22 protein-coding genes are annotated in these 25,006 nt (G+C 74.4%); 6 read left to right on the top strand and 16 right to left on the bottom strand.

Going from position 1 to position 25,006, the window contains the following annotated elements; genetic code table 11:
• The first annotated feature begins 9 nt into the window (after positions 1-9).
• On the top strand, positions 10-207 hold the full coding sequence (locus ACLJQM_RS11450) for a hypothetical protein (RefSeq protein WP_410631145.1): 198 nt from the start codon (positions 10-12) through the stop codon (positions 205-207).
• Entirely contained in the window at positions 204-962 is a 759-nt protein-coding gene (locus tag ACLJQM_RS11445; protein WP_410631144.1) for a hypothetical protein, read from the top strand. Before ACLJQM_RS11450 ends, ACLJQM_RS11445 begins: the two co-directional genes overlap by 4 nt.
• Before the next feature lie 283 nt (positions 963-1,245).
• On the opposite strand, the gene ACLJQM_RS11440 is transcribed toward ACLJQM_RS11445, so the two are convergent.
• The 9 genes from ACLJQM_RS11440 to ACLJQM_RS11400 form a co-directional block, all read right to left on the bottom strand.
• Positions 1,246-2,037 (bottom strand): FHA domain-containing protein, encoded by a 792-nt coding sequence (locus tag ACLJQM_RS11440; RefSeq protein ID WP_410631143.1) that lies wholly within the window; start codon positions 2,035-2,037, stop codon positions 1,246-1,248.
• Positions 2,034-3,224, bottom strand: a complete 1,191-nt coding sequence (locus ACLJQM_RS11435; protein ID WP_410631142.1) for a right-handed parallel beta-helix repeat-containing protein — start codon at positions 3,222-3,224, stop codon at positions 2,034-2,036. The genes ACLJQM_RS11440 and ACLJQM_RS11435 overlap by 4 nt, the downstream gene beginning before the upstream one ends.
• A gap of 86 nt (positions 3,225-3,310) precedes the next feature.
• Positions 3,311-5,116 carry a protein kinase domain-containing protein gene (locus ACLJQM_RS11430; protein ID WP_410631141.1) on the bottom strand — a complete coding sequence of 602 codons (1,806 nt, stop codon included), beginning with the start codon at positions 5,114-5,116 and terminating at the stop codon, positions 3,311-3,313.
• Positions 5,117-5,159: 43 nt separating this feature from the next.
• Positions 5,160-5,312 carry a DUF805 domain-containing protein gene (locus ACLJQM_RS11425; protein ID WP_410631140.1) on the bottom strand — a complete coding sequence of 51 codons (153 nt, stop codon included), beginning with the start codon at positions 5,310-5,312 and terminating at the stop codon, positions 5,160-5,162.
• 433 nt (positions 5,313-5,745) lie between these two features.
• The gene (locus ACLJQM_RS11420) at positions 5,746-8,736 is read right to left on the bottom strand and encodes a hypothetical protein (RefSeq protein ID WP_410631139.1); all 2,991 of its coding nucleotides are present in this window, start codon (positions 8,734-8,736) and stop codon (positions 5,746-5,748) included.
• Positions 8,737-8,753: 17 nt separating this feature from the next.
• Positions 8,754-9,140 carry a hypothetical protein gene (locus ACLJQM_RS11415; RefSeq protein WP_410631138.1) on the bottom strand — a complete coding sequence of 129 codons (387 nt, stop codon included), beginning with the start codon at positions 9,138-9,140 and terminating at the stop codon, positions 8,754-8,756.
• 3 nt (positions 9,141-9,143) lie between these two features.
• Positions 9,144-9,860: a hypothetical protein gene (locus tag ACLJQM_RS11410; protein ID WP_410631137.1), complete on the bottom strand. Its 717-nt coding sequence runs from the start codon at positions 9,858-9,860 to the stop codon at positions 9,144-9,146.
• 81 nt (positions 9,861-9,941) lie between these two features.
• Entirely contained in the window at positions 9,942-10,601 is a 660-nt protein-coding gene (locus ACLJQM_RS11405) for a response regulator transcription factor (RefSeq protein WP_410631136.1), read from the bottom strand.
• Positions 10,602-10,620: 19 nt separating this feature from the next.
• A complete protein-coding gene (locus tag ACLJQM_RS11400; protein ID WP_410631135.1) occupies positions 10,621-12,312 on the bottom strand; it encodes a BTAD domain-containing putative transcriptional regulator in 1,692 nt (563 codons plus the stop codon).
• Positions 12,313-12,398: 86 nt separating this feature from the next.
• Between ACLJQM_RS11400 and ACLJQM_RS11395 the strand changes: the two genes are divergently transcribed.
• From ACLJQM_RS11395 to ACLJQM_RS11385, 3 genes are read left to right on the top strand one after another with little or no spacing between them, the layout of a single operon-like run.
• Entirely contained in the window at positions 12,399-13,064 is a 666-nt protein-coding gene (locus tag ACLJQM_RS11395) for a response regulator transcription factor (RefSeq protein ID WP_410631134.1), read from the top strand.
• Complete coding sequence (locus ACLJQM_RS11390; RefSeq protein WP_410631133.1) at positions 13,061-14,299, top strand: sensor histidine kinase; 1,239 nt, start codon at positions 13,061-13,063, stop codon at positions 14,297-14,299. The genes ACLJQM_RS11395 and ACLJQM_RS11390 overlap by 4 nt, the downstream gene beginning before the upstream one ends.
• 56 nt (positions 14,300-14,355) lie before the next feature.
• Complete coding sequence (locus ACLJQM_RS11385) at positions 14,356-15,762, top strand: serine/threonine protein kinase (protein ID WP_410631132.1); 1,407 nt, start codon at positions 14,356-14,358, stop codon at positions 15,760-15,762.
• Here ACLJQM_RS11385 and ACLJQM_RS11380 read toward each other — a convergent pair whose 3' ends face one another.
• The 5 genes from ACLJQM_RS11380 to ACLJQM_RS11360 all read right to left on the bottom strand — a co-directional run bounded on the left by ACLJQM_RS11380 (position 15,763) and on the right by ACLJQM_RS11360 (position 22,270).
• The gene (locus ACLJQM_RS11380; protein WP_410631131.1) at positions 15,763-17,847 is read right to left on the bottom strand and encodes a transglutaminaseTgpA domain-containing protein; all 2,085 of its coding nucleotides are present in this window, start codon (positions 17,845-17,847) and stop codon (positions 15,763-15,765) included.
• On the bottom strand, positions 17,844-18,935 hold the full coding sequence (locus ACLJQM_RS11375) for a DUF58 domain-containing protein (RefSeq protein ID WP_410631130.1): 1,092 nt from the start codon (positions 18,933-18,935) through the stop codon (positions 17,844-17,846). Before ACLJQM_RS11375 ends, ACLJQM_RS11380 begins: the two co-directional genes overlap by 4 nt.
• A gap of 17 nt (positions 18,936-18,952) precedes the next feature.
• Entirely contained in the window at positions 18,953-19,909 is a 957-nt protein-coding gene (locus ACLJQM_RS11370) for an AAA family ATPase (RefSeq protein WP_410631129.1), read from the bottom strand.
• On the bottom strand, positions 19,906-21,756 hold the full coding sequence (locus ACLJQM_RS11365; protein ID WP_410631128.1) for a fibronectin type III domain-containing protein: 1,851 nt from the start codon (positions 21,754-21,756) through the stop codon (positions 19,906-19,908). The genes ACLJQM_RS11370 and ACLJQM_RS11365 overlap by 4 nt, the downstream gene beginning before the upstream one ends.
• 94 nt (positions 21,757-21,850) lie before the next feature.
• Positions 21,851-22,270, bottom strand: coding sequence for a DUF6069 family protein (locus ACLJQM_RS11360; RefSeq protein WP_410631127.1), 420 nt, complete (start codon positions 22,268-22,270; stop codon positions 21,851-21,853).
• Between the two features lie 46 nt (positions 22,271-22,316).
• Between ACLJQM_RS11360 and ACLJQM_RS11355 the strand changes: the two genes are divergently transcribed.
• Positions 22,317-22,835, top strand: a complete 519-nt coding sequence (locus tag ACLJQM_RS11355; protein WP_410631126.1) for a MarR family winged helix-turn-helix transcriptional regulator — start codon at positions 22,317-22,319, stop codon at positions 22,833-22,835.
• Positions 22,836-23,649: 814 nt separating this feature from the next.
• Here the strand turns inward: ACLJQM_RS11355 and ACLJQM_RS11350 are convergent.
• On the bottom strand, positions 23,650-24,219 hold the full coding sequence (locus ACLJQM_RS11350; RefSeq protein ID WP_410631125.1) for a hypothetical protein: 570 nt from the start codon (positions 24,217-24,219) through the stop codon (positions 23,650-23,652).
• Between the two features lie 154 nt (positions 24,220-24,373).
• Positions 24,374-25,000 (bottom strand): TetR/AcrR family transcriptional regulator, encoded by a 627-nt coding sequence (locus ACLJQM_RS11345; protein WP_410631123.1) that lies wholly within the window; start codon positions 24,998-25,000, stop codon positions 24,374-24,376.
• Positions 25,001-25,006: the final 6 nt, after the last annotated feature.

Genomic DNA, 25,006 nt, shown 5'->3' with positions numbered 1-25,006 from the left:
CCGGCGGACGTGGCTGACTGGGTGGCGGCCGCCGTGCGCGACCCCGGGCTCGCACCGCGCTGGGACGCCGGTATCGAGCTGCTCGGCCGGACCGACGTGGTGCACGTGATCGGCGGCGGCTACCTGAACGCCCTCTGGCCCGGCACATCGGGCTGCTCGCGGGGGTGGCCGCGGCCGCCCGGCGTTCCGGGGCCCGCACCGCCATGACCGGCCAGGGCCTCGTGCCGGCTCCACCGAGCTCGACCGATCTGCTCCGGTCGCTGGCCGGGAACTTCGACGTGGTCGACACGCGCGACACCCCGTCGGCCGAGCTGCTGGACCGGGGCACGACCACCTGCGACGACATCTTCCTCGAGCTGCCCGCACCAGCACCCGCGAGGCAAGCCCGGGAGTTCGTGGTATGCCTGCAGTCCGACATCGGCGGCGCCGCGCCGGAGGCTCTCGCAGCCCGGTTGCGGGACCTCCTGCGGGCCTGGGGCCTCACCCCGGGGCAGCTGGCGATCGTCGAAGGCATCCCGCGGGTGGATCGCGCCGTCCCGGCACTCCTCGAGTCCGAATTGGACGGTGCGGAATTCCACCCGTTCCGTGACGTGTGGCGCCGAGGCCTGCCTGCCGCGCCAGGCCAGACCTGGATTTCCAGCCGTTACCACATGCACCTGCTCGCGGCGGCCGCCGGCGCCACCGGCCTCGCCCTCAGCGTCTCCGGCGAGTACTACGCGCCCAAGCACCGCAGCCTGATCGCTCTCGGCTCCGGCTGGGCGTTCTCCGACGCCGGCGACACCGGATCGCCGACGCGCCCCGACGGCGGCGGGTTCCCGTCCCACGTCCTGCGTCGATGCCGCGACCGGAAACGCTCGGTCGCCGACGCGGTCTACGGCACCCGGTCCGCGCCCGAACCGGCGATCGAGGCGACGACGCGTCGGCTGTCCCTGCGCTCGCGCCGGTCGGCCATCGGAGGTTGATGCCGCCGGCGCGCAGCGAGTCGTCGGGAAGGCGCCAGATCCAGCCGGCGAGCAGATCGGTCAGCTGTGTCCGCAGGACGCCCCGGGGACTCTCGAGCCAGCTTTGCGCAGCTCTGCGAATGGCAGGTCAAGTAGCGGTGGAGTTGCCGTTGCCGGTGAGCCGGCCGGTGTGCGCGTCGACCGCGACGGCGACCATCTGCATCGCGCTTCCCCGCGGTTCCCCACCGGATGGCAGATGCCGGTCAGCCGCTTCGCCGGGCGGGTCTCGGAACGTGACGCGGCCTCACCCCGGGAACAGCGGGGCGTCGGGAAGCTCGAGCCATTCCAGGTCCATCGGCACCAGCGTCGTCGAAAGCACCAGCTCGCGAAGCAGGTTCACGGTCAGGGTCAGCCCCACCGGCTCCCCCACCTCCTCACGCCGCAGCCCGTGCACCCCGGCGTCGGAAAGCCGTTGCCGGACCCGGGAAACGAGGTGCTCGACGCGCTTGACCGTCCAGTTCTCGCCTGGCCGGCGCTCGGCCAGCTCGGCGGCCACCTGCTGACGGGACAGCGGCAACGGCTGGGGGTCGTAACCGAGGTAACGCTGCCCGAGCACCGCCAGCACGAGGTGCTCCTCCGAAGACAGCCGCCAGCGTTTCGGCGGCGCCGTCGGGTGCGTCGGGCGGCGTGTGGCGACACCGGTCTCGCCGTCGGCGACCAGCAGCTCGAGCACGTGCTCGCGGGTACCGCGCAGGAACAGCGCGGTGTAGCCGTCGGCCAGCGGCAGCGGTTCGGTGTCGCGGTGCAGCAGGACGTTGTCGGACAGCCGGATCGGCGAGCGGCCGGTGTTGCTCAGCCACCAGCGGTCCCGCTCGCGCGTGAGCAGCCCGTGAACCCGGCTGATCCGCACGTCTTCTTCGCCGACGCAGACGTCGACCTCCAGCCGGTTGCGCCCGAAGGTCACCCGGCTGCCGGGCGACGGCGGTACCGCGACGCCGCCGGTGACGGTGAGTGCGCTCAACGTGCCCCGCTCGGCGTCGGCGACGCCGTGGCGCAAGCTGCGTTGGCGGTGCGGGTCCAGGCGTCCGATGGTCACGGCCACCTCCGTTCGTAGGCGCCGATGTCGAAGCCGGCGCCGGCGGGCCGGGCGACGCCGTCGAGATCGAACCCGGGTGCGCACCCGGGGCTGCCGGCGTCCACCGCGGCCGAGCCCGCGGCGAGGTGGTAGTCGCCGCGGGCCGGGTCGGCGAATCCCGGGTCCCCGGTGAAGTTGTGGTCGGCGGCGAACGGCCCGGCATCGACCGGCCCGTCGCCGAACACGTTGTTGCGCAAGGTGTTTCTCCCGGCGAACCGGTCGGCGTCGATCAGCACGGAACCGCGGGCGTTGCCGGCGAAGGTGTTGTTGACGACGGTCAGGTTCCGCATGGTCCCGGTCGACTCGGCCCAGAGGCTCAGCCCGGCCTGCGCGTTGCCGGTGGACAGGTTGTCGAAGACCCGGATGTCCGAGAGCAGCCGGGTTTCCGAGTAGTCCTCGACGGCGAGCCCGATGCCGGCCTTGGTGGCCTCGCGGGTCCCGCCGACGACGTTGGCGTAGACGTCCACAGTGGACGAAGAGTCGACGTAGATGTCCGGTCCCCGGTTACCGGTCACGACGTTGTGGTGGACCTTCACCCGGGCGGCGTCGTCGTACTTGACGTCGATGCCTTCCTCGCCGTTGCCGTGCACGCGGCAGCCGGACACCTCGACGTCCGACGAGCCGGAGGCGATGCTCAGCGCTTCGTGATCGGCCGGGGTCCCGCGGGAGTTGGTGCCGCGGATGTCGCAGTTCGCGACGCGCACCCGCCGGGTGCCGACCAGCACGAGCCCTCCGTCGCGGGAGCCGTCGACGCCGAACCGGTCGAACACGAGGTCGTGCGCGCCCTCGGCGTACACGCCGAAGCGGGCCGAGCCGGCCACGGTCACGTCGGTGAACTCCAGCCAGCTGTTCTCGCCGACAGCCAGGCCGCCGGCGCCCGTCAGCACCGCCGTGCCGCCTTCGCCGCGGAACCGGATCGGGTGGCCGGGGGAGCCGCCGCGGTGGACGGTCAGCCCGCCTGGATAGCTGCCCGCCTCGATCGCGACGGTGTCCCCCGGCCGGGCCGCGTCGGCCGCGGCCTGGACGCTGGGGTACGTCCCGTGCGGCCCGACACGCCGGGTGCGCGGTCCCGGTCCGGCGGCCCCCTCGGCCGCCGGAACGGTGGTGGCCACCACCAGGAGCGCCACACCGGCCAGTACCCGTATCACCACTTCTCGTCCCGTCTCCTCCGGCCCGCGAACCCCGGCCTCGGCTCTCCCTTTCTAGCCGGGACCGCCGGGGACCGGTCCCCGGCTCACGGGAGCCGCCGGACGAGGCCCTCCGCCAGCGAGCGCGCGGTCGCGCACAGCGCGTCCCCACCGGTCGCCGTGGTGTCCTCGACGGAGACCGTGACGACTTCCTCCCGCTCCGGGGGTGTGCCGTTCAGGACCGGCAACGCCGGGGTGTAGGAGCGGTGCACGACCTCGACGGCGCACTCCGGGTTCCCGCCGGGCACCGGCGCCACGACGGCGCTGCGGTTCCCGATGCGGATCCGGTCGCCGGGCACGTCCTCGTCCCCCTCGATCGGCCATTCCCGGCTGTACTCGACGGTGATCGTGCGCGGATCGTGCTCCCAGGTACAGCCCCAGCCGCCGAACGCGCGGTCCGGTTTCTTGGCCTGGCCCAGCACGCCGGCCGTCGTGGCGTCGTCGAGCAGGCCGCAGGCGTCGACGTGCGCCAGCGACCACGCCGGGAGCGGCGCGCGCTGCGGCAAGGGCCCGTTGGCGAGCGCGGTCAGCACGCCGGAGAGCACCGACTCCGAGTAGGAGCACACCGGCGCGTCCTGCGCGTCTTCGAGCGCGCGTGAGGCGACGACGACCCGGTTGGCGTCGGCCAGCGAGATGGCGCGCTCGCAGGAGCCGCCGTGGGCCTCGGGGTACTCGATTTCGCCCATCTTGCCCGGCACCGGCGGCCGGGGCGGGTACCGCAGCGGGCCGGTCAGGTCGAGCCGCGTCTGCACCTTCCCGGCCTTGGCGGGCAGCGTGGTCGTGACCACGCAGCTGCCGAAGTTCAGCACCTCCGGGTCCACGAACGGCTTCCCGAACCCGGTGAGCGAGTTGAGCGAGATCGCCGCGCACGGGTCCGTCCCGGCCGGGTCGGCGCCGAGGGTGTTCGCCCCGGCCGGTGCGCCGTGGGTGGTCGGCCCGGCCGGTTCGCCGCCGGTGGTGGTCCACAGCGGCCGGGCGAGGACGAACCCGGCCACCAGCGCGGCCACCGCCGCCACCGCGGCCCCGGCGAGCACTCGGCGGCGCAGGGGGCGTCGCGGCCGTCGGGGCACGGGCGCGTCCGCCGTGAGCAGCGAGACCGCCTCGGCGGCGCCGGGCCGGTCAGCGGGGTGCCGGGCCATCAGCGCGGCGAGCACCGGTGCGAACCGGCCGGCGCGCTCGGCAGGCGCGGGCCGCCCGGCGGCGGCGCGGCGCACCTGCGCGAACGGGCCGTCCTCACCCGAGCCCCACGGCGACCGGCCCTCGATCGCGGCGTAGAGGGTGGCCCCCAGGGAGAAGACGTCCGAGGCGGGCCCGGCCTCGGCGCCGTCGGCCACCTCCGGCGCGACGTACCCGAGCGTGCCGGTGAGCTGGGCGCCGCCGGTGCGGGTCACCTCGGTCCAGCGGGCGATGCCCAGGTCGGTCAGCTTGGCGACGTCGTCCACGGTCACCAGGACGTTGCCCGGCTTGACGTCGCGGTGGACGATGCCGCGGGAGTGCATGTCCGCCAGGGCCGCGGCGAGCTGCGCGCCGATCCGCCGGACGCGGACCTCGGGCAAGGGGCCCCCGTCGTCGACGAGCTCCTCGAGGCTCCGGGCGGCCAGGTACTCCGTGACCAGCCACCGGGCGTCCCCGTCGACGACCGTGTCGAACACGGTGACGACGTTCGAGTGCAGCAGCCCCGCCCCGATCCGCGCCTCACGGCGGATCTGCCCGGCGTCCTCGCCCAGTGCCCGCTTGAGCGTCACCTGCCGGCCGAGCTCGAGATCGACCGCCCGCCAGACGACGCCCATGCCACCCCGGCCGAGCTCCTCCTCCAACCGGTAGCGGTTGGCCACGACTCGCCCCTTGCTCACGCGGGCAGTGTACGAAATCCCGTGTCGACCTGCTGACCCCGCGTCACCTCGGCGACGGGCCGAACCGGTTCTCCCCCGGCTTGCCCCCTTCGCTCCAGAGGACGATCCAGCCGATGCAGGAGATGACGCCGACACACCACCAGCCGGACCGCCCGGTGTCGTGCAGCCGCCGGACCCCGACGCTGACGAACGGCACCAGCCACGGCAGGGAGAAGTACCAGAACTCCGGGCGTGAATCCCGGCCCGCAACCGGAAGCTCAGCCGCACCGCGCGAGCCGGCGCGGCTCCGAAGCCGATCCTGTTCCGCGCCGTGACGGCCTGCGCACCCTCCAGCTGCATGCGCCGAGCATGGGGCGCGTGGCCGGGGACAGCGGCACCCTGCGCCGGGCCGCAGAGCCGGAGGAGCGGATCACCGCAGTGGTGTCCTGGTAGGACGCGCCGTAGTTCACCGAGCCCGAGTGCGCGGTGCCGGCGCTGGCGGGAGCAGCAGCAGGTAGATGAGCACGCCGACGGCGACCGCGGTGGTGAAGCCGGTTCCGGGTGCGCTGTCGAACTGCGTGCGGAGAGGACGGCCCGGGACGAGCGCCGCCGCTTCCCCGGGGAAGGGCCCCGGGGAAGCGGCGGTCTCCCTACCCGAGCCCCCGCCGGGTGGCCGGGTCGTACAGGCTGCGGGACCTGAGCAGCGCGTTCTCGATCAGGGCCCGTTCGTCGGCGGTGTACGGGCGCGGCCGTCCGGCGGCGCCCTCGGCGTCGGCGCGGGTTTCGAGGTCGCGGCGGATTTCGTACATCGGGTGCTCCCAGGCGCTGATCCGCTCGACGTCGTTGAGCTGGACCTTCAGCTCGGCGACGTGCCCGTCCGGCATCCGCACGTTCAGCAGCAGGTCCCGATAGCCCGACTCCTGCGGCTTCGCGATCCGGTCCTTGAACCGGACGACCTGGAACCCGTCGTGCGCGAGGATCCGCGGCAGGGCGGCGTAGGCGTCTTCGATCCGGTCGACGAAGACGGTGCCCGCCGCCAGGTCGACGACCTTGGCGCCGTCGCCGTCGTACTCGCGCACCTTGTCGTAAAAGCGCTGGAACTTCTTCGGTCCGGGGCGGCCCTTGAAGGTGCCGCCGAGCTCACCGGCCAGCCGTTCGCCGAAGTCCCGGAGCTCGCCGGTGGCCCGGGCGGCCGCCTTCTGCTGCCCGTTGTAGTACTTCTCGGCGTAAGCCCGGTCGTCCGTCTCTCCCCGGTACGGTCGCTGCCGGTTGAGACCGGCCCGCTCCCCGGCTTTGCCGCGCCGGGCCGCCTCCGCGGAGAGTTCCTTCTGCGCGGCCGTGGGCTCGACGCGCATCGGTTCGCCGAGGTCACGCGGCTCGCCGGGGCTGCGCGACGCCCTCGCCGCCGACCGCAGGATGGTGGTGGCCTTGGGTGTCTTGAGGAAGCTCGCCAGCGTGTCCGGGTTCTCGCGCATGCTCCGCGCCGTCACGTCCACCCGGCCGCCCGGGACCACGGGATCGCCGAGGTCGCCCCGGAGCATCCGGGCCACCTGCGGCTGGCGAGGCAGCTCGCGACGGATGAAAGCGACGGTTTTCCGAGCCGTCTCGCCCGACGCGGCGTGGGCGTCGAGCACCTTGACCACCTGGGGGTCGTCGAGGAAGCGCCGGGCGTCCTCGTTCGCCCGGAGCACGCGGCGGCCGGCACGCCCGGCGGGCAGCGCGTCCAGCGCGGCTCCGGCGCAGTCGTCGCCGTGCCCTTCGGCGCATCCCGGCCCGTGCTCGTAGAGATCGGTGACGCCCCGCCCGCGCACGGCGTCGAAGGCGAGCAGGCCCGCTCCGGCGACGGCGGGTCCGCAGCCCTGTCCCCGGACGCAGTCGCCGACGCGTCCGGCCTCGTCGACGGCGTTGCCCGCGGTGTGGTGGTAGACGGCGTACCGGACGTTCGGCACCTTCATCGCCGCGTCGAAGCCCTGTCCCACGGCCGTCACGACCCGGGGAACCGCGCCGGCGGCGGTGAGTGCCTTGCCCTTCGCGGAGCCCTCCGGCAGCTTCTCGGCCGCCTTCGCCAGTTTGTCCGGCAGCCGGGAGACCGCGGCGCGCGCGGCCGCGGGAGCGCCCAGTACGCGGGAGACGACCGGCGCGTCGGCGATCCGGGCGCGGGTGGTCCACGAGAGGTTCCGGACGGCCTCGGGCACCACCTGGCGGACCACCGGGGTGGCGGCGCGACCCAGGTCCGCGACACCCCGGCCGACGGCACCCACCGCCTTGCCGACGGGAAGGACCGCGGCGGCGTCGGCGAGCCCCTCGACGGCGGCGTCACCGCACTGGCCGGTTTCGAAGCACTGCTTGCCGGACTTGTAGAGCGTGCCCTGGCCGAGCCCGATGGTGCCATCGACGACGACCGCGCCGGTGCCGGCGATCGCGTCGGGCAGCTCGCCGGGGTGGAAGTCGCCGTTCCGGCTGACGTCGGCGTACTGCTTCGCCAGGTCTTCGATGCTCCCCTGCAGGGTGCCCTTGGGGCGGAAGACGGTGACGTTCTGGTGGTTCGCCGCCGTGCCCTCGCTGACGCTCCAGCTGTCGCTGATCTTCTTGCGGAGCTCGGGCGACAGCTCGCCGTTGGTGACGGCGACGATGTTGCCGTTCTGGTCGACCCCGAGCGAGGTCCCGGTGCCGTTCCGGTCGACGACCCGCGTCCAGTCGTCCACGGTGTAGCTGTCGGTGCTGGAAAAGCCGCCGCCCTTGCTCGCGGCCCCGCCTTGGATGGTGGCCTTGAAGGTCTTCGGCGGGTTGACGCCGCGCAGGTCGGTATCGAGCATCTTGCGCGCCGAAGCCCGCTGGCGGCCGTGCAGGTCCATGACGAGGGGATCGTTCCCCCTGCCGTACCGGGGCGCGGCGGCGGCCTCGGCGGCGCGCGTCACGCGGTCGTTGTCCTGCTGGGCCAGCCACACCTGTTCCTCGGTGCCCCGAACGGGGTTGCCGTAGGCATCGGTGTTGACCTTCCGGCGCTGCGCGGCCTGCTTGCCGCCGTCCCCCTCGGCCCGCACCTGCGCGGCGGCGAGGTCCCGCTCCGACTGCTTCGCGACTTGCTTCCACTCGCGGTCGGTGTTCGCGGTCACCTTGTTGCCCGCGGGATCGACGTTCTGCTTGCGCTCCGACGCCGCCGCCCGCTGCCGCTTACCCCGCTCCTCCGCTTCCCGCTCCTGATCGGCTCGCCCCTGCGCCGCGACCTGCTTCCACTCGCGATCGGTGTTCGCGGTCACCTTGTTGCCCGCGGGATCGACGTTCTGCTTCCGCTCCGACGCCGCCGCCCGCTGCCGCTTACCCCGCTCCTCCGCCTCCCTCCCCTGCGCCGCGACCTGCTTCCACTCGCGGTCCGTGTTCGCGGTCACCTTGTTCCCGGCCGGATCGACGTTCTGCTTCCGCTCGGACGCCGCCGCCCGCTGTTTGCTCGCGCTGTTCGCGGGCGCCGCCGGCTTCGGTGGCGCCGCGGCCTTCAGCGTCCCCAGTCCGGCGGGTGGGTCGCCCGCCAGCGGCATCGCCTGGGCGGCTCCCGCGCCGAGGAGGCCGAACGCCATCGTCACGAACCCGCCCGACAACGTGTACAGCACCGCGCGCGGCAGTGCGTTCTTCTCTTCGTCCATGCTTCGTCTCCCCAACGTCATTCGCCGTGTCGGCGTTCGTGCAGTTCGCCGGCCAGTTCGCGGCCCATCAGGCCGCCGAACAGCCCGGCCGCGACCCCCGCCACCAGCCCGGCCGGGCCCGCGATCAACATCCCCGGGGCCAGCCCCGCCACGACCGCCGCCGTGACCCCGCCGAGCGTGGTCGCCGTCGCCTGGCTGAGCGGCGGCCGTTCCGGGTGCCGGTAGTAGTACTCCTCCACCGGGCCGGCTTCGGCCCGCTCCTCGTCGACCTCCGGGAACGCCGGCTGCCCGAGCCAGACGTGCTCCGGCACGACGATGTACCGCGGCGCCCGCCGGTACAGCCCGAGCCGGGCCCGCGCGCTGTGCAGCGACAAGGTGGGCCGCTCGGCGACGCTGACACCCACGCGTCAGCCCACCTGGACCGAGCCGCTGCCGCACACCACGGCCGCCGACGAACTGGAAACGCCGGACCCCTGTTTCACCGTCCGCACCGACTTGCACGGGCCGACGTCCCGCACCGGCCGGACCGCCTGCCTGTGGTGCTCGTGCCCGGAGGTGTTCTTCGACGACGCGTCGTGCTTCCGGTGCGTGTCCGGCTTGAGCAGGCCTTCGCGCAGCTTCGCCAGGTCCTGCTTGACCTTCGTCAGCTCCTGCTCGGCCGCGGTGATGCGCTGTTCGGCGTGCGCCAGCACCTTGCTCGCGGCCGGGACCGCCGCCGCGCGGACCACGAACCGCTTCCGCTCCGGCGTCGTCGCCTGGGCCGCGACCGGCTTCGCGACGCGGCGGGGCGTAACCGACGTCCGGTGCACCGCGGCCGGGGCCACCCGGACCTTCTTCGCGGGCGCCGCCTTGTTGACCGGCGTGGCCACCTTCGCCGGAGCAACCGCCTTCGGGGCCGGCACGTGCTTGGCCGGCGCGGGTTTCGCCACGGGCGCGGGCGCGGTCTTGGCTGCGGGCGCGGTCTTCGCCGCGGGTGCGGCGGCGGGCTGCGCGGCCGGCGCCGGCGCGGCCGCCGGGGCACTGTCCCCGACGAACGCGTTGGCCGCCGTCGCCCCGATCGCCGCGGTGGCCAGTCCCGCGACGCCGTAGACCGCGACGCGGCCGATCCTGTTGGCTTTGCTCATCTTCTGCTCCCGGTGATCGAGCCGTTGCTGTGCACCAGATGCTCGCCCGGGTCCGTCCAAACCGGATACAGCGCGGGTATATCAGGCGTCGCCGAGCCGGAACCCGGCGCCGCGGTGGGTGTGCAGCACCGGCGGCGGGCCCAGTTTCCGGCGCAGCCGCGCGATCACGACGTCGACCACATTGGACGACGGCGCGACGAGGTCGTCCCAGCCGGCGGCCAGCAGCTCGCGCCGGGACACCACCGCGCCCCCGGCGGCCAGCAGCCGCCGCAGCACCGCGAATTCCCGGGCCGTCAGCGGAATCAGCCGGCCGGCGCGGCGCACCTCGTGCCGGCCGGGATCCAGCTCCAGATCACCGTGGCGCAGGGACGGCTCGGCTTCCGGGGTGCCACGCCGGCACAGGGTGCGCACGCGGGCGATCAGCTCCGCGACGGCGAACGGTTTCCCGAGGTGGTCGTCGCCGTGGGCCAGCCCGGCGACGCGATCGGCGACGCTGTCGTGCCCGGTCAGGAACAGCACCGGCACGGCCCAGCCGCGGGTCCGGAGCTCGCGCACGAACGGCAGCGAGTCGCCGTCCGCGAGCTTCCGGTCGAACACGGCGCAGTCGTAGGAGTTGACGAAGAGCAGCTCGTCCCCTTCGGCGAGACCGGCCGCCGCGTCGACCGCGAAACCGGCGTCGCGCAACGCGAACTCGACGGCGACCCGGATGTCGTCGTCGTCCTCGATCACCAGCACCCGCACCGGGACACCGTAACCGTGCTCACGCGACGCACGCGCCACGACGGTCCGGTGGTCCGCCCGCCAGCCGCCGCAGCACGGGGTGCACCGTGTAGTGCCCCGCCACGGGCGCGCCGGCGAGGTTGGCGTCGACGAGCCGTTCCAGCAGCCGCCGGGCGTCGAGCGGCCGGATCCGCAGGCGGCGCGAGACGCGCTGGGGGTCGGCGTCGCCGAGCGCGAGCACTTTCCGTTCCGCGGCCGCTCGGCGCCGCACGCTCGCCGCCAGGGCCGTCACGCACCCGCCGCCCCGGCCGAGTTCGCCGTCCAGCCACGCGACGACGTCCGCGAGCGACCACAGGGGACGCACGGCCAGCCGGTCGGCGGCCGCGCGCACCAGCGCGGGCAGCCCGGCACACAGCTCGAGCAACGCCCGGAGCGCCTCGGGCTCGGCGTCGAGCCGGCCGTGTCCGTCGGCGGCGCGCAGCAGTTCTTCGGAGGCCGCGGCGGGCAACGGGCCCAGCCGCAGGCGGCGGGCCCCGGGTACGTGCCAGTCGCCGGTCCGCGTCGTGATCAGGGTCAGCGCGGTGTCCCCGGCGGGCAGCAGCGGGGCGACCTGCTCCTCGTCCGCGGCGTCGTCGAGCACGAGCAGGATCCGCCGGCGAGCGACGCGCGAGCGCCACAGCGCGGCGCGTTCCCCGGTGCCGGCGGGTACTTCCGCGACGCCGGTCGCCCGCAACAGCCGATCCAGCACCTCGGCCGGGGTCGCGGCACCGTGCCGGAGGTCGACGTGGAACTGGCCGTCCGGGAACTCCTCGGCCAGCCGGTGGGCCAGGTGCACCACGAGCGCGGACTTGCCGATCCGCGGCATCCCTTCGACCACCGCGACGCGCACGGGCGCGGACACCACCTCGCCGAGGTCCGCCAGCTCGGCCTCTCGGCCGGCGAAACCATATACGGCCCGGGGCAGCTCGCGGCGCGCCCCGAACGGGATCGGCGGCGGTGGTCCGGCCAGTGCCCGCTCGTGCGCCGCGAGCAGCGCCGGACCCGGGTCGATGCCGAGCTCCACGGTGAGCACGCGGCGCGCGGTGCTGAAGGCCGCCAGCGCTTCCCCGCGCCGTCCGGCCGCCACGAGCGCGTCGACGAGCAGGGCCCAGGTGGTTTCCCGCAGCGGGTCCTCGGCCGTGAGCGTGCGGAGGGAGGCCACCGCGTCGGCGGGCCGGTCGGCGGCGAGCCGGGTCCGGGCGAGCGTTTCCCTCAGGTGCCGGCGAAGGTCGTCCAGGTGGGCGGTGGCCACGGACGTCCCGGACACGCCCTCGTACGGCCGGCCCCGCCACAGCGCGAGTCCCCGCTCGGCCAGGACGGCGGCTTCCGCGGCGTCGCCCGCCGCAAGCGCGTCCTCGGCAGCCGCGGCCAGGTCCGCGGCGAGCCGGGCGTCCAGTTCCGCGGCAGCGACGCGGATCCGGTAGGCGCCGGGCCGGTGTTCGATGCGGCTTTCCGGGCCGTCGGCCGGCAATACCCGGCGCAGGCGCCAGATGTAGGTCTTGAGGTTGGCCTCCGCCGACGGCGGCGGGCGGCGGCCGGCCCAGGTCGTGTCGATCAGCTCGTCCACCGGCACCCAGTCGCCCGCGCGCAGCAGCAGGCCCGCCAGGACGAGCACGGGCTTGCCCGGGCCGAGCTCGATCGCCCGGCCGTCCCCGTCGCGGGCCGCCACCGGCCCCAGCACCTGGAAGAGCACGGTTCCTCCTGTCCCCGCCGCCCTCGCGGCCACCCGGTGGCGACCTTTCGCCGTCCTCCATGACGTTTTGATGACATGATCAGCGGATGACGCGGGTGCTGGTGGTGGAGGACGACGACGACCTGCGCGCGGCTGTCGGCACCGACCTGTGCGAGAACGGGTTCACCGTCGACGAGGCCCCGGACGTGGCCGCCGCGGCGGCGGCGCTCGGCGAGCGTGCCTACGCGTGTGTGGTGTTCGACCGGATGCTGCCCGACGGCGACTCGATCGGGTTCGTCCGGCAGCGGCGCGAAGCGGGGTGGACGGTGCCGGTGCTCTTCCTGACCGGGCGCGCGGACGTCGCCGACCGGGTGGCCGGGTTCGAGCACGGCGCCGACGACTACCTCGGCAAGCCGTTCTCCGTGGCCGAGTTGTGCGCGCGGGTCGCGGTGCTGTGCCGTCGCCCCGCTCCGCGGCCCCCCGTGCTGCGCGTAGGCGACCTCACGCTCGACACCGTCCGGCACGAGGCCAGCCGGGGCGGCGCGCCGCTGGCGCTGGGCGCGCGCGAGTTCTCGGTGCTGGAGTTCCTGATGGCGCGGGCCGGCACCGCGGTCAGCCGCACCGACCTGATCGAGCACTGCTGGGACGTGAGCACCGACCCGATGTCGAACGTCGTCGACGTCGTGGTCCGCCGGATCCGGCGCAAGCTCGGGCCGCCGGAGCTGGTGCACGCCGTCCGCGGCCGCGGCTACCGCGTCGGGCTGCCCGGATGAGCGCCGCTTCGCCGGATCGCTTCGGCCGGGCGCGATGGCTGCTGGCCGGGGTGTTCACCGGCTTCAACGCCGTCGGCCTGATCCTGCTCTGCTGGCTCCTGGTCCGCGACGACGGCCGGGCGCGCGACCTCGAACTCGACGCGCAGCTGCAGCGGGTCACCTCGACGGTGACGCGGCTGGTGCACTACGACAACGCGACCGTGACGGTCGACGCGGCGCGCGACCCGCTGAGCGGCGACTGCCCCCAGTTCGCGGTGCTGCCGGCCGCCGACGGCGGCTTCACGCCGTTCCGGTCGACGCGGACGTGCGTCGCGGTCGGCGACCCGGTGCTGACGGCGCTGGCGCGGCAGGCCACCGCGACGGGCACGCAGCTCAGCGCCACGATCGACGGCGACCAGGGCCCGGTGCGGCTGTGGGCCCAGCCGTTCCGCGAACCGGGTGGCCGCTTCGCCGGTGCGGTCGTCGCCGCGGCCGACGCCGCTCCCGCGGAAACCGGGCACGACCGGCGCACGCTGGTCCTCGTCGCCGGCTGCGTGGTCCTCGCCGCGGCCGCCGCCGCGGCCGGGTACGTCGTGGCCGGGCGGGCCCTGCGCCCGGCCGCCGGCGCCCTGCGGCGGCAGGAGCTCCTGATCGCCGAGACCGCGCACGACCTGCGCACCCCGGTGGCGGCGTTGCGAGCCCTGGCCGAGACCGCGGTGCGGAACCCGGCGCGCAGCGAGGAACTGCTGCCGCGCACCGTGCGGCTGGCCGGGCGGATGGGCGAGATCATCGACGGCCTGCTGGTCCGCGCGCGCCTCTCCGCGGGGGCGGACCAGTTGTCGCCGCAGCGGATCCGGCTCGACGAGCTCGTCGCCACGGTGGTCCGGGAAACCCCGCCGGGCGACGCCCAGGTCACCCTGACGGCCGCGCCGACGGAGGTCGACGCCGACCCGGTGCTCGTGCAGCGCGCGGTGGCGAACTTGGTCGACAACGCGCTGCGTTACGGCCATGAGCCCGGCACGCGGGCGATCGTGCACATCACGGTCGCCGGGGGCCGCATCACGGTCGCCGACCACGGGCCCGGGGTCGACGCCGCGCACGCGCAGGCGGCGTTCGACGAGTTCACCGGCGAAGGCTCCTCGAGCGGTCTTGGCCTGTCGATCGTCCGGTGGGTCGCCCTGGCCCACGGCGGTGAACTGCGGGTCTACAACGCGCAGGAGGGCGGCGCGATCTTCGAGCTGGTACTCCCGGACTGAGCCCGGGGTGCCAGACTGGGAAGCGAACCAGCGACCAGACAGGGACCACCGCCGCGATGACGTTCGACTTCCCGCTCGACGACCTCGTCCCCCTCGGTGACGGCCCGACGGCGACGGTGCTCGCCGGCGTCGCCGAGGACGGCCGGAGTGCCTTCGCGCTCAAGGTTTTCCCGGGGCCGCTGCCGCGTCGCGTGCGCGGCGAACTGGATCGCGAGCTGGCCCGGCTGCGGCCGCTGGCCGAGCAGGTGCCCCTGCTCGTCGCCGACGCCGTCGATGCACTGCCCGACGGGCGGGTCGCGGTCCGGATGGTGCTCTGCACGCAGTCGCTGGCCGAACTGGTCGCGAGCGCCGGGCCGCTCGACGGCCCGGACGCGGTGGCCCTCGGTGAGGCGGTCGCGGTGGCGCTGGCGGCGGTGCACGGCGCCGGAGTCGTGCACGGCGGGGTGAGCCCGGGCAACGTCCTGTTCGGCCCCGAGGGCGAGCCCATGCTGACCGACGCGGGAACGGTGCTGCGCGAGGCATTCGGTGGAGACGGCGCCGAGCCCGGGTTCCGCGCGCCGGAGAACCTGCGGGACGCGATCGTCGACGAGCGGACCGATCTGTACGGCTTGGGGGCGCTGCTCCACTTCGCGCTCACGGGGCAGGCCCCGCACGGGGCGCCGTCCGGGGATCCCGCCGCGTACGTCCTGCGGATTCTCGATGAGCCGGTGCCGCCGATCGCGCGGCCTGATGTCGCTCCCGAATTGCTCGACCTGGTCGGGGCGTTGCTGGCGGGTGCTCCGGCGGGCCGGCCGATCGACGCCGCCTACGTCGCGGACCGGCTGGCTGCCGTGGCCGCGGCTGCACAGCCGGAGCCGGAGTCCGCTGTGGACGGTCCGCCGTCCGCCGGATCGGAGGCCGCCGCCGGATGGCCCGCGCCGGAGTCCGCCGCACGCGAGGCGCCGCTACCCCACCCGGAGTCCTCCGCGGGCGAGGCCGCACGCCTCGGCTCGCACGCCGCCGCAGCACAGTCCGAGCGGTCCCTGGTCGCCGTCGCCGGGCCGCCGTCTTCGTCGAAGTCCTCGCGGCGCCTCGGGCTGCTCGTCGCCGCGCCGGTGCTGATCGCCGTGGTCGTGGTGGTCGCCGTAGTGCTGCTCCGGGAAGACCCCGCACCGGTCGTCCCGGCCGAGCCGCCACCGGCCCCGACCTCCTCGCCCACCCCGGTGCTCGTCCTGGACGAACCGGTGGACCGGGGCAGCACCGTCGAGCTCACCTGGCACGCGGACGGCGCGCACCTGCGGTTCGCCGTGATCGTCGCGGGCGAGGGTGCCCCGCCCTCAACCCGGTTCGCCGGCCAGGCGAGGACACTGCGCGAGCCGGTGACACCGGGCATCCGCTACTGCTTCCTCGTCCAGGCCACGGACGGCGTCCGCACGATCCAGAGCGCGTCGCGCCCGATCCGCGGGGCGACCTGCACGCGGTGATCAGCCGCGGCTGAACAACGTGCGCGGGTCGACCGCCGCGCGAACCTTCACGGCCATCCCGCCACCGAGCCCGGCGCGGACACCGGCGACCGCGTGCCACGCCGCCACCGGCTCGTCGCCGACCGGCCCGGCCGACCACAGTGCACTGTCCACAAGAGACGCGAGAACATGCAGCGGCGCCGGGTCCGGCACCAGGCCGGCGTAGTCCCGCACGGTCATCCCGGCACTGACCGGGATCCGGCGGTCGCGCAACCGGTCGCGGACTTCTTCGTACGCGCCCAGCACGCTCGCGGCACCGGGCCGTCGCCGGCGTCGTCGCGCCCGCAAGCCCTTCGCCACCGGTATCCCCGCGAGCACGACGACCAGCACCCCGCCGAGCACGATCAGCGTTGTCCCGTAGGGAAAGTCCGCTGTCGAGCCACCGGCGCCGACGGCGGTACCACCCGGCGGCGCGACCGGTGGGTCCCGCACCTCCTCCGACGGCGCCAGCGAGACCCGTGCCTTCGCGACAAGCACCGACGTCGTCCCCGTCGCGCTCCCGGCCACGCTGCCTTCGGGATCCAGCGGCAGCCAGCCGAGGCCGGTCACGGCGACCTCCGGCCAGGCCAGCACGTCGCCGTTGCGAACCGTGTGACCGCCGCCGGACGGTGCCCGGTAACCCACGACGACCCGGGCCGGGATGCCGACGCTGCGAGCGAGCACGACGTAGGCCGTGGCGAACTGTTCGCTCGTGCCGCGCTTGCTGTCCAGGAGGAAATCCCGCAGCTGCGGCCAGCCGTGCCCGGTCGGCAGCGCCGGACCGGTTGCGCGGCGGTAGTTCTCGCGGAAGAACCGCTCGAGCACGAGCGCGCTCTCCAGCGTCGGGCGCAGGCCGTGCACCGCGCCGGCGGCCAGCTCGGTGATCCCGGGCGGGATTGCGCCGATCCCGCCGAGTCCGCCGGGAGCGGCCGGGTCGAGGGCGGCGCTCGCCGCGGCGGCGTCCGGGACCCACCAGCTGAGCGTGTAGTCCACGGCCGTCCCGGGGTTCGCGGACAGCAGCGAGCCCTGGTGTTCTGCCACGAGCGGCACCGTTCCCGAGACCGCCGCCGGAGCGGACTGACCGGGCAGCCACGGGCCCTGGCCGGCGCGCAGGGAGATCGTCGCGGTCTCGCGGCGCACGGGCACGGTGATCCGCGCGGGTGGCGCCAGCTCCCGGCCGAGGACGCGGTAGTCGTCGCCGGAGCGCCATTCGACGCCGTCGAAGTCGTCGAGGACGGCCAGTGGCCACCGGTCCGCGGCCGCCGGTCCCCGCACGTCGAAGACCGGTTCGGCGGGCCGGGCCAGCCGCGCGGCGATGTCGTCGAGCGGGCTGCCGGTCCGGGCGCCGACCACGGCCGGGCGCCGGTCCTGCAGCGAGGGCGCGGGCACCGACGGCAGGAATCCGGCCAGCGCCGCGGCGGCCAGCGCGACGGCGCCGAGCGGAACGGCCGCGACGGCGTTCCGGCCGGCCGGCACCAGCGAGGCCGCCACGCAGCCGCCGTAGGCGAGTGCCCCGAGGAGCGCGAACCCGCCGGAGGCCGCGGAGAACAGCTGGCTCACCACGACGACGGCGGCGCTCGGCACGAACGCGACCAGCGGGCGGCGCAGCCGGGTGACCAGCTCGACGCCGAAGGTGCCGGCGAGCACCACGAGCAGCGGAACGAACAGCAGCGACGACGGTTCGGCACGGGCCGGCCAGGTCGAGCGCAAGGTTTCCCGCCACGACCCGGTCACCCCGGCGGCGAGCGCCCGGACGGTCTCGCCGGTGGGCAGCCCGGCCAGGGTGGTCGGGAAGAGCAGCGTTTCGGTCACGGCGAGCAGCCCCGCGACGGCGAGCAGGACGCCTTGCCAGGTATGCAGCCGCCGTCGGCACGCCTCGGCCACGAACGCCATCACGACGGCCGGCACGAGGACGGGCAGGAGGAGTTCGGGCAGCCCGAAGACGGGCCAGAACTGCAGCCCGGCGACGGCGGACGCGGCAAGCACGGCGTGCACGGGACCGCGGCTGCCCGAGCGAGAGCTCGTGCCGTTCGGGTGAGCCACCCCGTCGGTGGCGCGGACGCTCACGCGACCTCGTTCCACCGCGCGACCGCCTCGGCCGCCGACCCCGCACGCAGCACGAGCAACCCCGGCAGCGGCCGGCTCCCCGCACCCGCTGCGAGCTCGAGCACGAACACCGACCCGAACCGCGACCGCAAACCCCCCAACGCCCGCGGATCCGCGGCCGCCGTCACGACCGCCAGGCACCCACCCGCGCCGGCCTCGCGCACCAACGGCACCGGCACCGGCCCCACCTCCGCCGTCGTCTGCCGGATCTCGCTCAGCTCGTCCAAGAGGCCCCGCACCGACTCGGCACCACCGGCGAACGCGCGGTCGAGCCCGCCCGTGGTGACGAGCCGGACGTGCCGCCCGGCCGCGACCAGCAGCGAAGCCGCGAGATCCACGGCCTCCTCGAACACCTCCGGCGAGAACACGCCACGCCGCGTGTCGAGCAGCAGCGTGAATCGCGGCTGCTCGGGGTCGGCGCAGTCGCGGACCATCAGCTGCCCGGTTCGCGCCGTCGCTTTCCAATGCAGGTAACGGACTTCGTCGCCCGGCTGGTACGGGCGGACCTCGAGCAGCTCGGCCGAGCCGCGCAGCGTCCGGTCCGAAACCACGCCCTCGTGGTGGTGACGGGGGTACCCGGCGGCGGGTGCCTTGGCCCGGTACCGGCGCGGGTGCACCCACAGCGTCGCCGTGTCGCCGGCCGGCAGCCCCGTGCGCACGAGGCCCAGCGGGTCGCCCCGGTGCAGCCGCAGCGGGCCGACTTCCTGCCGGCCGCGGACCGAGGTCGGCAGCTCGTAGCTCAGCGTCCGGCTCACCTCGGGCAGCGACGGCGGGATCCGGACCGTCCGCGTGAAACGGCCCGCGCGGTCGGTGGCGAAGAATCCCGGCTGCCGCCGGCCCCGGGACGTCGCGGTCAGCCGGGCGAGCGCCGGTTCGCCGCGGGTGACTCGCTCCGGGTGCACCGAGCGGGTCACCTCGACGCGTACCCGCCGGGAGGTCAGGATCGCGGCGGCGAGCACCGTACCCAGGCCCGCGGCCCCGAGCGCGCGCACCAAGGCGAACCCGAACCACTCCCCGGCGCCGAAGGCGAGGAGGGACACGAGCAGCACAGCCCACCCGCGCGCGGTCACCGCGCGGCGGTCAGCGGGCCGGGCGCCGGGACCGACTCCAGCACGTCCCGCACGACGTCGGTGTCCGCCCGGCCGCCGAGCTCGGCTTCGGCGGTGAGGACGAGCCGGTGGGCGAGCACCGGCACCGCGACGTCCTTGACGTCGTCCGGCGTGACGTACGCGCGCCCGGCGGTGGCGGCGAAGCCCTGCGCCGCGCGGACGAGCGCGATGCTGCCGCGCGGGCTCGCGCCGAACCGGACACCCGGGTGCTCGCGGGTCGCCACGGCCAGGCGGGCGGCGTACTCGCAGATCCCGCGGTCCACGTGCACCGCGCGGACTTCGGCGATCGCCGCGGTCACGTCCGCCAGGTCCACGACCGCGGGCAGGTCGGCCGGGCCCACGCCGGCGGTGGCGCTCATGATCACGAGGACTTCGGCCGCGAGGTCCGGGTAGCCGACGGTCAGCCGCATCAGGAAGCGGTCGAGCTGCGCCTCGGGCAGCCGGTAGGTCCCGGCCAGCTCGATCGGGTTCTGGGTGGCCACGACCAGGAACGGCCGCGGCACCTCGTGCCCGACCGCGTCGACGGTGACGCGCTGCTCGGCCATCACCTCGAGCAGAGCCGACTGTGTCTTCGGCGTGCCGCGGTTGATTTCGTCGGCCACCACGACGTTCGCGAAGACCCCGCCCGGGTGGAAGACGAAGTCCTCGTCCCGCCGGCGGTAGACCGTCACGCCGGTGATGTCACCGGGGAGCAGGTCGGGGGTGAACTGGATGCGGTGCCACGAGCCGCCGATGCTGCGCGCCAGGCACTGCGCGAGCGTCGTTTTGCCGACGCCGGGGACGTCTTCCAGCAGGAGGTGGCCTTCGGCGAAGAGCGCGGCGACGGTGAGGCGCACGATGTCGGGCTTCCCGCGCACGACCCGGCCGATGTTTTCGGCCAGTGCGCGGTAGATCTCGGCTGCGGAAGTGCTCACGAGACTGCTTTCCAGGTGATCGTGGTGGACTTGACGGAACCGGCGGTGACCCAGACGCGGTTGCCCACGCCGTAGTAGAAGAACTTGTCGGCGGTCACGGCGCCGGTCGCGTCGGTACGCACGTCGGCGCCGTCGTTCGAGTAGCCGGGATCGCTGGAGTGCGGTGTCAGGTGGTACGTCGTGTCCGGCGCGAAACCGGTCAGCCTGATGTGCATCCACCCGCAGCTCGGCGTGTCGTCCGGCTGCTCGCAGTCGTGGTACTCCCCCGTCGGGCGCGCCCCTTGCGACAAGGCGATCGCCGGCGTCGGGGCCGCCCGGCTGACGGTGGCCGACGCGGCGGCCCCGCGGCCCGCGCTGTTCTCCGCCGCCACGCGCACGGTGTAGACGGCGCCTGCGGTGAGCGCCGGGATGGTGGCGGTGCGCGCGGCCCCGGCCGTGTCGAGCGAACCGGCACCCGAGCCGTCCGCGCGGGACCACGTCACGTGGTAGGCGGTCACGGCGGCGCCGTTGGCCGTGGCGGCGGACCACTGGACGCGCGCTCCGGAACCGGAAACCGTCGCGCGAAGCCCGGGTGGGACACCGGGCGGCGTCGCCGGCTGGGCGGTGGCGGGTGGCGCGACCGGGCTCTTCGGTGTCGACGGCGGTGCGGGCGCCTTCGACGGCTCGGTCCGGGTGACCGGTGGCTTCGGAGCGCGCGACGGCGGCGGGTCGGCCGGCGGCACCGGCGGCGGCGTGACCGGCTTGCCGGGCACCGGATCGGTGCCGACGCGGACATCGCCGACCGAGCCGTCCGGGTCGACCACGACGACGTGCTCGCCGCTGTCGCCGTCGAGGTAGAGCCGGTCGTCCTCGCCACGGCTGATGCGCGTGTCACCCGGTTCGGGCGGCAGCGGCCGGACGGCGAGCCCGCGGCCGTCCGCGCCGTAGGTGCGCAGGGTGTGGCTCCGCCGGTCGAGCAGCGCGACGGCGTCGCCGGTGGTGGCCGGGCTGGCGTAGTCGCCGGGCGGTACGGGCACGGTCACCGGCGGCCGGCCGCGGTGCGGGCCGGCGGTGTCGATCAGGTGCAGGAGGCTGTTCGCCGGGTCGTAGAGCGCGATGCGACCCGCGGCGTCCGCCCCGGCGACGCGGGTCGACGGCGAAACGTCGACCCCGAGCCCGGTGGCGGGTTCCAGGCCGGCCGGGCCGACCGGGCTGAAGGTGCGCGCGGTGGTGTCGACGTAAACCGGCTGTTCGCCCAGCAGGGTGAGGCCGCCGGCGTGCCCGCCGGGCGCGACGGCCGGGCAGGCGAGCCGGTCCGCGTCCTTGTCCAGGTCGCAGATCGCACCGTCGCCGGGGCGCTGCACCCAGACTCGGCCGCCCCGCGCGGCGACCGGCTCGCCGAGCGGGCCACCGGCCGGGACGACGGTCATCGCGGGCCCGAGCCGCACGATGGTGCCCGCGTCCCGGTAGACCAGGTACGGACCACCGTCCACTTCGAACACGACGGGCCGTTCCCCGGACACCGGCGCCGGAACACCGCCGGCCACCGCGAGATCGGACTTGCCGAACTCGGTGATCCGGGACGGTCCCACCACGTAGGCGCTGGAATCCCCTTGCGCCACCGGCGATCCCGGGGTCAGGCCGGGCACCGCGGCCCGGGCGTCGATCGACCGGCCGGCGCCGTTGACGTGCACGACCACGCCCAGCGCCGGGTTGGCGACCCAGTGGCCGGCCGGGGAGAACGAAAGGCCGGCGCCGGGGGTCCCGGCCCCGGTCACGGCCAGGACGACGACCACGACACCCCCGGCCGCGACCAGCGCGGCGGGCCCCCGTGCCCGCCACCGGCCCCAGCGCATCTTTTCGGCCACCGCGGTCCCCTCGCGTAGTCATGGTTCAACGCGATGGTCCTGGAGGGTGCCGGGGACCGGTCCCCGGCACGACGGGGCGGAGGCCGTCCCGACGTCAGCCCAAGTGGGGTGCCGGCGCCGGCACGGCCGGCACTCGCAGGGTCGGGCGGAGGGCCAGGACGACCGCGCCGGTGACCGCCAGGTGCATCAGCATCAGCCCGACGACGTTGGCGGCGGTCGCGCCCGCGGTCAGCTGGAGCACGTCCGGGATCCACGTCAGGACCAGCACGACGGGCACCACGACCCGCAGCGCCCGCGGGCTTCGGCGGGCGATCAGGCCCCAGCCGGCCGCGCCGATGAGCACGCCGAGCACCGTCGCGGGCAGGTAGGCCGCGGGGTTGAGGCCCATCCCGGTGCCGCCGTCGTCGAGGGCGGACGCGGCGAGTGCGATGACGGTGTTGACGGCGGCGGCCGCCACGACGGCGACCCCCAGGCGGAGAGCTGTGCTGGGAGACAGGGCGGCGGTGCTCGACATCACTCCTCCTTGGGTTGCGTGTTAAACCCAACGTAGGTTGAGTTGCGTGTTAAAGTCAAGCGTGCACGAGCAAGAAGCAGTGGAACCGTTCGCCCGGCTCGGCGACGACGAGCGGCACGCGTGGGTGAACGTCGCAAAGGTGCTGCTCACGCTGCCAGGAGCGCTGGAAAGCCAGCTGCTGCGGGACGCCGACCTGACCCTGCTGGGCTACATGATCTTGGCGCGGCTGTCGGTCGTGCCGGGCAGAAGCCTGCGGATGAGCGAGATCGCGGAGATGGCCAACGGCTCGCTGCCGCGGATCTCCCACGCGGTGGCCCGGCTGGAGGACCGCGGGTGGGTGACCAGGAAGGTGTGCACCGGCCAAGGCCGCCGCTTCACAACGGCGACCCTGACCGACGCGGGCCGCGCCCACCTGGCGACGGCGTCCCCGTCGCACGTGGCGAACATCCGCCGCCTGGTGATCGAGCCACTGGGCGCCGACTTCGCCCGGCTCGGGGACGCGGCCGAGCGGATCGTCGAGAACCTGGGGCTGCCCACCGAGGTCTTCAAGCGTCCCCAAAGCTGATCGTCCGGAGGGCGAACGCGCGGGGCCGCTGTCCGGATTCTTGCTCGATCCAGATGCAGACGCCGCGCAGTGCGCGGATGGTGAGGCTCGACCGTCCGGACTCCGTCGGTGCCGCGATTACCGAGCCACGGCCGCAAGCACCTATCATGCTGCAGGTGTTCGGCCGTGCGACCGCCCGGTGCTCACCGGCCAGGCGGCAGCCGAGACGCCGAACCCGACCGGGGTCGGGAGAGGTTCAACCGGGACCACCCCGACCCGGAACGGGACCGCCGGTCGCGGGAGTTCGAGGAGCACCTGCGGGAGGCGGCGAGTACCAGCGCGAGCGCGGCATCGAGTAGCGCCTTCCCCACGACCAGTGCGGCGCCCCATCCGTTCCCCGTGGCGGCGGACGGAACCAACCTCCGCGCCTGCGCTGACGGCGACTGCGAAATCCTGGTGACCGGGCCGGTGACCATCCGCCTCGCCAAGGGGCTCGGGATGAGTTCGCTGGACATCACCGCGGTCCCGCCCGCCGGCGTCGACTTCCAGTCCGTTTCGCCATCCGGGATGGCCGCGGGGCAGACCCGAACCAGGGTGGGGCGTCCAGCATCGACAAGCGATCGTTCGAGGTGGTCGCGCTCGAGGGAGCGAAGGCCGTCGTGCGGTTCACGCACACCTGAATCGCTTTGGCGAAGCGGCATACGTGTTCAGTGAGCCCATCGAGTCGTTGCTGCCGCTGGGCCGGGCCCGTTGGGGTGGTGCACTTCCCGGGGGATGGCCGGGGCCGCCTCCGAGCAGCGCGGCGGACATCGGCGACAGGCCGATGGGCATCGCATCACGTCGACGGTTGCGAGCCACTATCACCACGGCGTCGACAACGCGTTCCCATCGTGATCGCCTGGGGCGCAGCGGTTCCGGGTGGTCCGGCTTGGGTGGCGATTTCGGTGGTGGTGACCGGGTGGTAGCCGAAGGCGTCGGCGACCACGGGTGCAGGCATGGTGAGCGAGAACGCCGAGTCGAGCGACCGGGGGTGCACCGGTTGTCCGGCGCGGCGGCCGGGAAACAGCCAGCGGGAGTTCGGGTTGGTGGCGGAGTTCATGTTGTCGCGCCCGGAGATCCAGGCCAGCAGCAGTTCCGCGACCGGTGACGGCGGCTCGCCGAGGCGCCGCAGAACCTGGTCGCCGTCGCGGCTGAGGTCGTCGACGGCGAGCCGGACGCTCCGGCTGAGCGGTTGTGCGCCGAGCAGCCCGATCACGCCGTGGGCGAGCTGCCCGCGAACGCGGATCGGTGCCGGCTCGGCCGGCTCAAGCAGCAATGGAACACCAGCCTTCAAGCGTTGTTCTACCGCGCCCGGGTCGCCGAGCGCGAGTATGGCGACCAGGAGCCCATCGAGAATGGCGATCACCAGGCCCACCGCGAGCCGGCGCGCCCGGTGTCGCGAGCATCGGCTCGATCCGGCCTCGCGCCGCCATGACCGCCTTCGTCCCGGCCACTGCCGCCCGAAGGTCGCCAGGCCGCACGGAAGACGTAGCCGTGTCTTGGTAATCCGGCCGGGTCACTCAGTCCACGACAACGGTCTTGACAGCGGCACACAAGAGCCGGATGGCGTCGGTGAACTTCTCGTCCTGATCGCCGGCTCCGGCTTCGGCGAAGGTCATGGGGAACCGCTCCGCCAGTTCCGCGACATCCACCGCCCGCACGTCCGACGTGGCCGGCTGGGCCTGCTCCTGCAGCACGAAACCGGTGACGTGGCTCAACACCGTGTCCGCCGCGACCCCGCGATGCGACACGGGAACACCTGCCTCGCTCAGAGTACGCAACAGCCGTTCCATCAACCCCAGCGCGGCAGGGCTGAGCGTGCGCGGACTGCCCGCCAGCAGCACGGCGCCACCGGGGTGACGCAGCAGCGCCCGGCGCAGCGCGTGCGCCTGTGCGACGATCCGATCCGCCCACGCCGCCTCGGCCGGCAGCGCCTCCAGCGCCGTGGTGCCTTCGTCGTAGGCGTGCTGGGCAACGCGGTCAGCCATGAGGCACAGCAAGGCGTTCTTGTCACGGACGTGGTAGTAGAGGCTGCCGGCGTGCACCCCGAGCCGGTCGGCCACCCGACGCATCGACAGGCCCGCGTAGCCGACGTCGTGGAAGACCGCCATGCTCGCCTCCACGATCCGAGCCGTGGTGAGCTTCATCATGAA

It is taken from the genome of Amycolatopsis sp. cmx-4-83 (assembly GCF_046548815.1).
Lineage (GTDB): Bacteria > Actinomycetota > Actinomycetes > Mycobacteriales > Pseudonocardiaceae > Amycolatopsis > Amycolatopsis pretoriensis_A.
Note: the sequence above shows the minus strand (reverse complement) of the source record. Positions and strands in the feature narration are given on the sequence as shown.

What these genes read in the sequence shown, in the direction of transcription:
- ACLJQM_RS11445 (WP_410631144.1), top strand. Translation starts at nt 204, where the DNA reads ATGACCGGCCAGGGCCTCGTGCCGGCTCCACCGAGCTCGACCGATCTG.
- ACLJQM_RS11420 (WP_410631139.1), bottom strand. Translation starts at nt 8,736, where the DNA reads ATGGACGAAGAGAAGAACGCACTGCCGCGCGCGGTGCTGTACACGTTG.
- ACLJQM_RS11410 (WP_410631137.1), bottom strand. Translation starts at nt 9,860, where the DNA reads ATGAGCAAAGCCAACAGGATCGGCCGCGTCGCGGTCTACGGCGTCGCG.
- ACLJQM_RS11395 (WP_410631134.1), top strand. Translation starts at nt 12,399, where the DNA reads ATGACGCGGGTGCTGGTGGTGGAGGACGACGACGACCTGCGCGCGGCT.
- ACLJQM_RS11390 (WP_410631133.1), top strand. Translation starts at nt 13,061, where the DNA reads ATGAGCGCCGCTTCGCCGGATCGCTTCGGCCGGGCGCGATGGCTGCTG.
- ACLJQM_RS11385 (WP_410631132.1), top strand. Translation starts at nt 14,356, where the DNA reads ATGACGTTCGACTTCCCGCTCGACGACCTCGTCCCCCTCGGTGACGGC.
- ACLJQM_RS11360 (WP_410631127.1), bottom strand. Translation starts at nt 22,270, where the DNA reads ATGTCGAGCACCGCCGCCCTGTCTCCCAGCACAGCTCTCCGCCTGGGG.
- ACLJQM_RS11345 (WP_410631123.1), bottom strand. Translation starts at nt 25,000, where the DNA reads ATGAAGCTCACCACGGCTCGGATCGTGGAGGCGAGCATGGCGGTCTTC.